The 8,329-nt window shown below is 69.0% G+C and carries 6 protein-coding genes; 3 read left to right on the forward strand and 3 right to left on the reverse strand.

Annotation, left to right across the window (positions count from 1 at the left end; genetic code table 11):
• The first annotated feature begins 428 nt into the window (after positions 1 to 428).
• Complete coding sequence (locus ACWCO3_RS27345; RefSeq protein ID WP_450012759.1) at positions 429 to 848, forward strand: PPOX class F420-dependent oxidoreductase; 420 nt, start codon at positions 429 to 431, stop codon at positions 846 to 848.
• Between the two features lie 47 nt (positions 849 to 895).
• On the opposite strand, the gene ACWCO3_RS27350 is transcribed toward ACWCO3_RS27345, so the two are convergent.
• Positions 896 to 1,780 (reverse strand): bile acid:sodium symporter family protein, encoded by an 885-nt coding sequence (locus ACWCO3_RS27350; RefSeq protein ID WP_145780483.1) that lies wholly within the window; start codon positions 1,778 to 1,780, stop codon positions 896 to 898.
• 145 nt (positions 1,781 to 1,925) lie between these two features.
• Here ACWCO3_RS27350 and ACWCO3_RS27355 point away from each other — a divergent pair, with 145 nt between their 5' ends.
• Positions 1,926 to 3,251, forward strand: coding sequence for a glycoside hydrolase family 18 protein (locus tag ACWCO3_RS27355; RefSeq protein WP_450012761.1), 1,326 nt, complete (start codon positions 1,926 to 1,928; stop codon positions 3,249 to 3,251).
• A gap of 65 nt (positions 3,252 to 3,316) precedes the next feature.
• Here the strand turns inward: ACWCO3_RS27355 and ACWCO3_RS27360 are convergent, their stop codons facing one another.
• Both ACWCO3_RS27360 and ACWCO3_RS27365 read right to left on the reverse strand, forming a co-directional pair.
• The gene (locus ACWCO3_RS27360; protein ID WP_450012763.1) at positions 3,317 to 5,215 is read right to left on the reverse strand and encodes a caspase family protein; all 1,899 of its coding nucleotides are present in this window, start codon (positions 5,213 to 5,215) and stop codon (positions 3,317 to 3,319) included.
• Positions 5,212 to 5,628 carry an effector-associated constant component EACC1 gene (locus tag ACWCO3_RS27365; RefSeq protein WP_145780478.1) on the reverse strand — a complete coding sequence of 139 codons (417 nt, stop codon included), beginning with the start codon at positions 5,626 to 5,628 and terminating at the stop codon, positions 5,212 to 5,214. The genes ACWCO3_RS27360 and ACWCO3_RS27365 overlap by 4 nt, the downstream gene beginning before the upstream one ends.
• 168 nt (positions 5,629 to 5,796) lie before the next feature.
• Between ACWCO3_RS27365 and ACWCO3_RS27370 the strand changes: the two genes are divergently transcribed.
• The coding region (locus tag ACWCO3_RS27370) for a M14 family zinc carboxypeptidase (protein ID WP_450012766.1) at positions 5,797 to 8,329 on the forward strand (2,533 nt) is incomplete at its 3' end.

Here is an 8,329-nt window from a genome sequence, read left to right on the forward strand (position 1 = left end):
GGGCACCAGAGCGGCGTCACCGGCGGATCCGCGGTCGCGGTGATCCGCTCCACCACGCTCGCCACGATGTCCGCTCCGATGTGCTCGGGCATGAAGATGATCACGGGCGGGTAGCCGAGGCGGACGAGGACCAGGTTGACCACCGAGGCGCTGGTTCAACTCGCCCAACGCCTGATCGAGACGCAGGTAGACGGTGGCACGACTTGGCCGACCTCACAGGCTGTCGCTAGCGAATTGAACTTATCAAGTTGTACGTTTCCGGCGGCCGGAGGCGCGCGGTGAGGGTGCGTTCCGTCCACCCGCACTACCGCCAGGTCCACAGCCCCGGACGCCCCAGCCGTCACCGCCACACAGGTACGAACTGGAAGCGAGCAGGTAATCGGCTGCGTAACGTGCAGGGGTACACGTTCACGCCATAAGGAGACTTCATGTCCAAGCCACCGCTTCCCGAGGCCGCGGTCGAGATGCTGCGCAAGCCGAACCCGGCCGTCATGACCACGCTTCGCAACGGTGGTCAGCCGGTCTCCGCCGCCACCTGGTACCTGTGGGAGGACGGTCGGATCCTGGTGAACATGGACGAGAGCCGTCGTCGGTTGGAGCACGTCCGCAACGACCCGCGGGTGTCGCTCACCGTCCTGGACGAGGCCGGCTGGTACACCCACGTCAGCATCATCGGGCACGTCGCCGAGCTGCGCGCCGACGAGGACTTCGCGGACATCGACCGGTTGGCCCAGCACTACACCGGCAACGCGTACCCCCGGCGTGATCGTGGCCGGGTCAGTGCCCTGATCGAGATCGACCGCTGGCACGGCTGGGGCTCGCTCAAGGACAACGACCAGGTCGGCTGAGTGGCTGGCCCGGTTCGCCGAGGGCGACCGGGCCAGCACCACCTCCGTCAGGGCGTCGATGTCGCGGCGGACCGGGTGCGGACGCGGGTCACCAGGTAGCCGAAGGCCGCCGCGGTGAAGAACATGACGATGCCGTAGACGGCTCCGGGGATCGCCATCTGGGTGCTGTCGAGCAGCGCCGGGCTGAGCGCGATCGTGATGGCCAGGGTGCTGTTGTGGATGCCGATCTCGAATCCGGCGGCCGTCGCGGCGCTCCGGTCGACTCCGGCGAGTCGCGGCACCCCGTACCCGATGGCGAGACTCAGCAGGTTGAACGCGAGCACCGCCAGGCCCACCGCGACGAAGTAGTCGGCGATGTTCTCCCGTTCGCCGAGCACCGCCCCGGCGATGACGGCGACGAGCACCACGACGGAGAGGATCCGGACCGGGCGGTTCAGACGCTCGGCGACGTGTGGCAGCCGGGCGCGGATCAGCATGCCGATCGCGACCGGGACGAGCACGATGGCGAAGACCTGCACCACCTTGTCGAACTGCAGCCCGAGGCTCCGGCCGTCGGGCAGGAAGTACGCCGCCGACAGGTTGACCAGGATCGGCAGTGTGAACACGGCGAGCACCGAGTTGATGGCGGTGAGGGTGATGTTCAGGGCCACGTGCCCACCGAACAGGTGGCTGTAGAGGTTGGCTGTCGTGCCGCCGGGCGAGGCGGCCAGCAGCATCATGCCGACGGCCAGCTCCGGCGCCAGGTCGAACGCGAGGACGAGGCAGAAGCAGATCGCCGGCAGCACCAGCACCTGACACACCAGGGCGATGACGGCGGCTCGCGGGTGCTGGGCCACCCGGCGGAAGTCCGCGATGGTCAGTCCGAGACCCAGACCGAGCATGATGACGCCGAGGGCGATGGGCAGTCCGATCAAAGTCAAGGCGGAGTCCATGGCACAACATCGTTACCACCGGGTAACGCCGTCACAATCCCCCATGTGGCTGGACGGCTCTTGACCGTGGACGGTGACCGGCTTAACTTCATCAATCAGATAAGTCTCTTTACTATTCTGCTTGACACCTCGTAGGAGTGTGCCGATGCGACCATTCCGCCACCGCCGTCTCACCGCCGTCGTCACCCTGGCGGCCCTGCTGATCACGGCAGCCCCGCCCACCGCCGCGAGTGCGGGCGACAACAAGCAGCACCGCGCCGGCTACCACCGGGTCGGCTACTTCACCCAGTGGGGCATCTACGGCCGGGCTTTCCCGGTGAAGAAGCTCGACACCTCCGGGGCGGCGAGCCGCCTCACCCACATCAACTACGCCTTCGGCAATGTCAGCGAGGACGGCCGCTGCTACGTGGACGGTGGGCCCGGCGAGGGCGACGCCTGGGCCGACTACCAGCGACCGGTCCCCGCCGAGGAGAGCGTCGACGGCGTCGCCGACGCACCGGGGCAGGCGCTCAACGGCAACTTCAACCAGCTCGCCAAGCTCAAGGCCAAGCACCCCAAGCTCCAGGTGCTGATCTCGCTGGGCGGCTGGAGCTGGTCGACGTACTTCTCGAACGCCGCCCGCACCGACGCCTCCCGCAAGGCGTTCGTCGCGTCCTGCATCGACCTCTACCTGAAGGGCAACCTCCCCGGCAGCCCGGGCGCCGGGGCCGGTGTCTTCGACGGCATCGACCTCGACTGGGAGTGGCCCAACTGGGACGGTGAGCCGGGCAACGTGATCCGCCCGGAGGACCGGGAGAACTTCACCAAGCTGCTCGCCGAGTTCCGCAGGCAACTCGACGCCCACGGGCGCAAGACCCGCACCCATCACCCGCTGACCGCCTTCCTGCCGGCCAACCCGGCGACCATGGACGCCGGCTACGAGGGCCGCAAGATCTTCAAGTACCTGGACTTCGCCACCGTGCAGGGGTACGACTTCCACGGCGGCTGGGACGCGAAGGCCAACCAGCAGTCCGCGCTGCGCGTGCCGGCCGGCGCGCCGGACGACCCGGACTTCTCCGTCGAGGTCGCCGTCGACGGGTGGATCGCCCGCGGCGCGCCCCGCGCCAAGCTGGTGCTCGGCATCCCGTACTACGGTCGCGGCTGGACCGGCATCACCGGCGGCGGCAACGGTCTCTTCCAGCCGGCCACCGGGCCCGCGCCGGCCACCTTCGAGGCCGGCAACGAGGACTACAAGAAGCTCAAGACCCTGGCCGGTAACGGGTTCACCGTGCACCGCGACCTCCGCGCCGGGCACGCCTGGTTGTTCGACGGTACGACCCTGTGGACGTACGACGACCCGGCTGTCGTGTTGCAGAAGACGCTCTACATCCGCCGGGCCGGTCTGGGCGGCGCGATGGTCTGGTCGCTCGACGGCGACGACGACAACGCCACGCTGACCAGGACGATCGACCTCGGCCTGACCACCTGGTAGCCGTACTGCCCTCGACCCGGCCCGTCGTCGACCGATTGTCCGGTCGGCGGCGGGCTGGCTTCACCTCACTGGGTGCTCCAACGGTCGCTGTACCGCAGGGCAGGCTTCCCGTCCGGTCGCGGGGGTAGCCAATCCTCGTCCGGGGCGGGCGGGGTGACCCCGTGCAGCGTGGCACCCGCGAAGTGGGAGAGGGCGTGCAGGATCTCCGCCCGGCTGTGCGGGAAGTGCCGGAGGTCGGCCACTGGAAAGCCACCCAGTTGTGTGGAGTAGGTGAACTCGCGCGGCTTCTCCACCTCGGGATAGTCCCGTTTGAAGGCGATGACGAGGATGTTGCCGGCGACGAAGATCCGGTCCAGGTGGTGCCAGGCGATGAACCTGTTGTGTGTTCTGGTCTGGATGCCGATGCCCTGCTTGGAGAGGGAGACGACGAGCGGGCGTCTCGCCAGAGCGAAGTGGCCGGTCACCACGTCCTCGAGTTGGGTGACGACCAGAAAGCCGATCACGAGGATCCCGGTCACCGTCCACAACAGCCCGAGGGAGTGGCTCTCGAGCAGTTGCCACCACAGGGTTCCCTCCTCCGCCGGACCCCGGGTTGCGTACAGGAGAACGCCGACCGTGGTGGCGACCGCGACCGGGGTACGCCACCACATATTCACCCGACGGCCCCCGAGCCACCATGCGAACCAGGCGAGTAGGCAGGCAATGAACGGAACGGCGATGATCATGTCGTCACCGAAAACGGGCGTCAGAACCCAGATGATCACCGTCACGAGCAGGATCACGACGACCACACCCCAGGTGGCGATGGCCAGTCCCCACTTGATCCTTGCAACTCCCAGGAACCCATCCCGCACGTCGCCCGCAGCGGTGGCCGCCAACGCGGTGACGATGGCCGCAGCACCCAGTTCCAAGAACGTGAGCATCAGGTCACCGTCGACCCACCCCACCTGGTCCGGCACGGTCTCCCTCGAGATGAACCATCCCAGCAGCAGGACGAGGAACACGGCTTCGACGCCGGCGGCCTGCGCGAGCCGTCGCCAATGTGCCCTCAGCAGTTCGCGGTGCAACGGGTGAAACAGCCGCTGCGGTCGGCTGAGTGTGTCGATCACCGGCCGGGCTTCGGCCGAGGTGGGCAGGCCGACCGCTGGCGTGGCGACGGGCGGTTCGTTCGCTGGCTGATCCTCGGCCACCGGCGCGGCCGCAGCTGCGGGGGCGGGACGCAACACCAGGTCGGCCGCGAGGTCGGTGTTGCGTTGACGCGGACGGGGTAGGCCCTGGCTGGGCAGGGTCACCGCGAGGTGCCGGTACGCGGCGCTCAGGGTGAGGTCTTCCCCGTCGGGATGGCCGTCGCGCACCGGGGGCCCGTGGCGCAACAGGCTGAGCAGCTCGCCGGTGAACGCCGTGTGTTCCGCGCCGACCGGGGCGATGGCGGCGACGTTGTCGGAGGTAGCGGTCAGGGTGAACGTCCCCTGGATCTCGCTACGGTCGGCCAACCCGTTCTCGACGTCGGCGGCGGACATGGTGTTGAGCGCGCGGCCCGCGAAGCAGCAGTCGAGGATCAACACCCGGGTACGTGCGGGGCTGTCCCGCATCGCGTCCCGGATCCAGCTGAACGGGATGGCCGTGTACTTCAGCCAGTCCGGTCGGGGGTTCGTGCCCGACAGCGCGAGGAACAACTCCCCGTTGTCGTCCAGGAGCCCATGGCCGGCGTAGTAGACCAGCAACAGGTCCTCGGCCTCGCCACAGCGCTCGGCGATGGTCACACCCGCCTCGCCAGGATGCGCAAGGTCGAGGAGTTGCGTGCACCGTTCCACGGCGACCAGATCGACGGGCCCGGTGGTCACCAACCGGGCCATCTCGGTGACGTTCGCCCGCACCGCGGGTAGGTCTTCAAGGGCCTGTTGGCTGTGCGTGGCAGTGCCGATCAGCAGCGCGGTCGACCTGGTCGGGTCGGGGCGGCTCACCTGTCGTTCGTCTCGGCAGACGGTTCGTGCTCGGCCAGCGCGCGTACGGCAGCCTCGATGAGGGCGGTGACCTGGTCCATGTCGCGGGCCCGGCGGACGTCCAACTCGGCGGACGACCCGCCCGGAAGGGTCAGCTTCACCGTCACGTCCTCGCGGCGGTGGGTCAACCAGCCGGCAATGGCCTGCACCAGCACCATGACCGCGCCGCCACTCCCGACCGCCACCAGCAGCACGTCCGTCGCGCCCCCCGACATCTCGTCGGACGGCGGCGTCACGTCGGCGGCGGGGGCTGCATTCACCTGCCCGCGGAGCCGGTCCTCGGCGCGCAGCCAGGAGGCAAGGGAGCGCCGAGCATCGGCAGAGGGCAGATCCGGATAGACCGAGAGCGTGATGGTCTCCTGAGACGCGGGCACCGTCTTCTCCTTCCGGCGAAGGCAAACCCCACTCCCTCATCCTGCCAGGCGATGTCGCCTTCGGCAGCCCCACGGACTCACGGAAGTCGATCAGGCCTTGACCGTCGTGTCGGCCGGTTCATAGGCTCCGGCCACTGCGAGGCTCTTCCCCAGAAGGGAACCCGAGACATGCCCTCATCGTCGCGTCCGTTCTGGACGGTCCCTCCGAAGCGGCTGGCGGGTACGGCCACCGTCGCGCTCCTGCTCGGCATGACTCCCCTGGTCAGCGGCACGTCGACAGCGAGCGCCGCCCCACCGTCGCGGTGCAGCAGTGACCCGACCGCACGGCTGGGCACCGTGCCGAGCCCGGAGGCGGTGCTCGGCTTCCCCCTCGGCGTGGGGCAGGAGCGGGTCGTCACCAACGACGAGGTCCGGACGTACCTCGGGGCCGTCGACAGCGCCTCCAACCGGGTCGTCACCGGGGTGATGGCCACCAGCGTCCTCGGCCAGCCTCTGCCGTACGCGGTGGTGTCCAACGAGCGCAACGTGCGGCCCGCCGCGCTACGGAAGATCGCCGACGACGTACGGGACCTGCGCGACCCGCGCCGGACCAACGCGCGGACGGCCGCCCGCACGGCGAAGGACAGCCCGGCCATCGTCTGGGTCACCGCCAACGTGCACGGTGGCGAGAAGAGCGGCACCGACGCGGCGCTCAAGACGCTGTACGAGTTGGCGGCCGGCCTGTCCTGCGAGGTCGCCCGGCGCAACGACAACCTGGTCACCATCATCGTCCCCACCCAGAACCCGGACGGCCGCGACGCGACGCGGCGGCAGAACGAGTTCGGCTTCGACATGAACCGGGACTGGTTCGCCCGCACCCAGCAGGAGACCGACGGCAAGCTCGAACTGCTGCGCCGCTACCCGCCGCAGGTGTTCGTCGACGCGCACGAGATGGGCGGCCGGCAGTACTTCTTCCCACCCAACGCCGACCCGATCCACCACGAGATCGCCGGCGAGGCGGTGGACTGGATCAACCGGATCGGCGAGGCCAACAAGGCCGGCTTCGGCTTCAACGGCGCCTGCGACGACACCGTCACGACCGAGTGCTACTTCAACTACGACACGTACGACATGTTCTTCATGGGGTACGGCGACACCGTGCCGACCACCGGCTTCGGCGCGGCCGGCATGACGTACGAGAAGGGCAGCGCCTCCACGGTGGCCGACCGCGTGCAGCAGCAGTTCCACACCCAGTGGTCGACGCTGGGCTGGGCCGCCGCCAACAAGCGCGAGGTGCTGGACGGGTACTACGACATCTGGACCGACGCGCTCACCCAGGGCCGGGCGGGCACGTTGGAGCCGAACGAGGTGGTGCAGCCCACCAACGAGGTCCAGTTCCCGGTGCCGGACATCACGATCCGCTCGTACTTCCTGCTGCCCGATCGGCAGCTCGCCGACGTCCGCCAGCTCGTCGAGCGGCTTCGCAGGATGGACGTCGAGGTGTACGAGCTGCGCAAACCAACCCGCGTGTCCACCGCGCGGGTCTTTGGTGGGCGCACCGCCACGAACGTGACGGTGCCCAAGGGTGCGTACTGGATCCCGATGGACCAGCCGCAGAAGCACTGGATCCAGGCCGTCATGGGCGAGGACCCGTACGTGCCGTTCCCGTACTTCTACGACGTGTCGTCCTGGAGCAACCCGCTGCTGATGGGTGTCTCGGCCCTCTACACGGGCGACACCGTGAAGCCGAACGCCGAGCTGGTCCGGAAGGTCACCGGTGGTCGCACCGGCGCGGCTTGGCCGTGGGGCTCGTACACGTACCCGATGGACTCGGCTGCCGCCGCCGAGTTCACCTTCACCCTTCTCGGCCGCGGTGTCCCGCTGGTCCGTGACCTCGGCAGCAGTCGGGTCGCCATCCCGGCGACCACTGTGAGCCGTACCGTCGACGAGCTGGCCAGGTCGCTCGGGGTGACGCTCACGCCGGGCGGTCGGCCCACCGGCACCCGCCTCGACCTGCCCGACGTCGGGCTCTTCCAGGGCACCGGCATCTCCACCACGTCGGGCTCCCACGGCGAGGCGCGCTACGTGCTCGGCAAGCGGTGGGGGCTGGACCTGAAGCCGGTCACCACCGCCGACATCAACGACAACACCGCCGCGTTCACCGGGCGTACCGTGTTGTTGGTGCCGGACGGCAGCAACCCGACCGGCGGTCTGACCGCTACCGGCCAGGCCAACCTGCGCGAGTGGATCGCCCAGGGCCACACCTACGTCGGGCTGCGCAACGAGGGCACCCGGTTGGCCCGCGCCGCCGGGCTCACCTCGACCACCGAGAAGACCAAGCCCGCCGACTACCTGGTGATCGGCTCGCACCTGCGGGTCGACGTGGACACCTCCAGCCCGGTGGCGTCGGGTCGCCCGGCGGAGGACTTCGAGTTCAACAACAGCGACCCGATCCTCAACCCGAGCACCACCGGGACGAACGTGCTCACCTACCCGACGGGTGACACGTTCTGGGCCAACGGCTACACCGTCGGCGCGGACATCCTCAAGGGCACGGCAGCGGTGGTGGACGAGCCGACCGGGGCTGGTCGGGCGGTGCTGTTCGCGTTCAATCCGCTCTTCCGGGCGTACAACGAGAATGGTCTGCACCTGGTGGCCAACGCGCTGCTCTACCCGGCTGGCGCGACGCCGGACGCCCGGCGCGCGGCCGGCGTCGACGCGG

Source organism: Micromonospora sp. NPDC002411 (assembly GCF_053592955.1).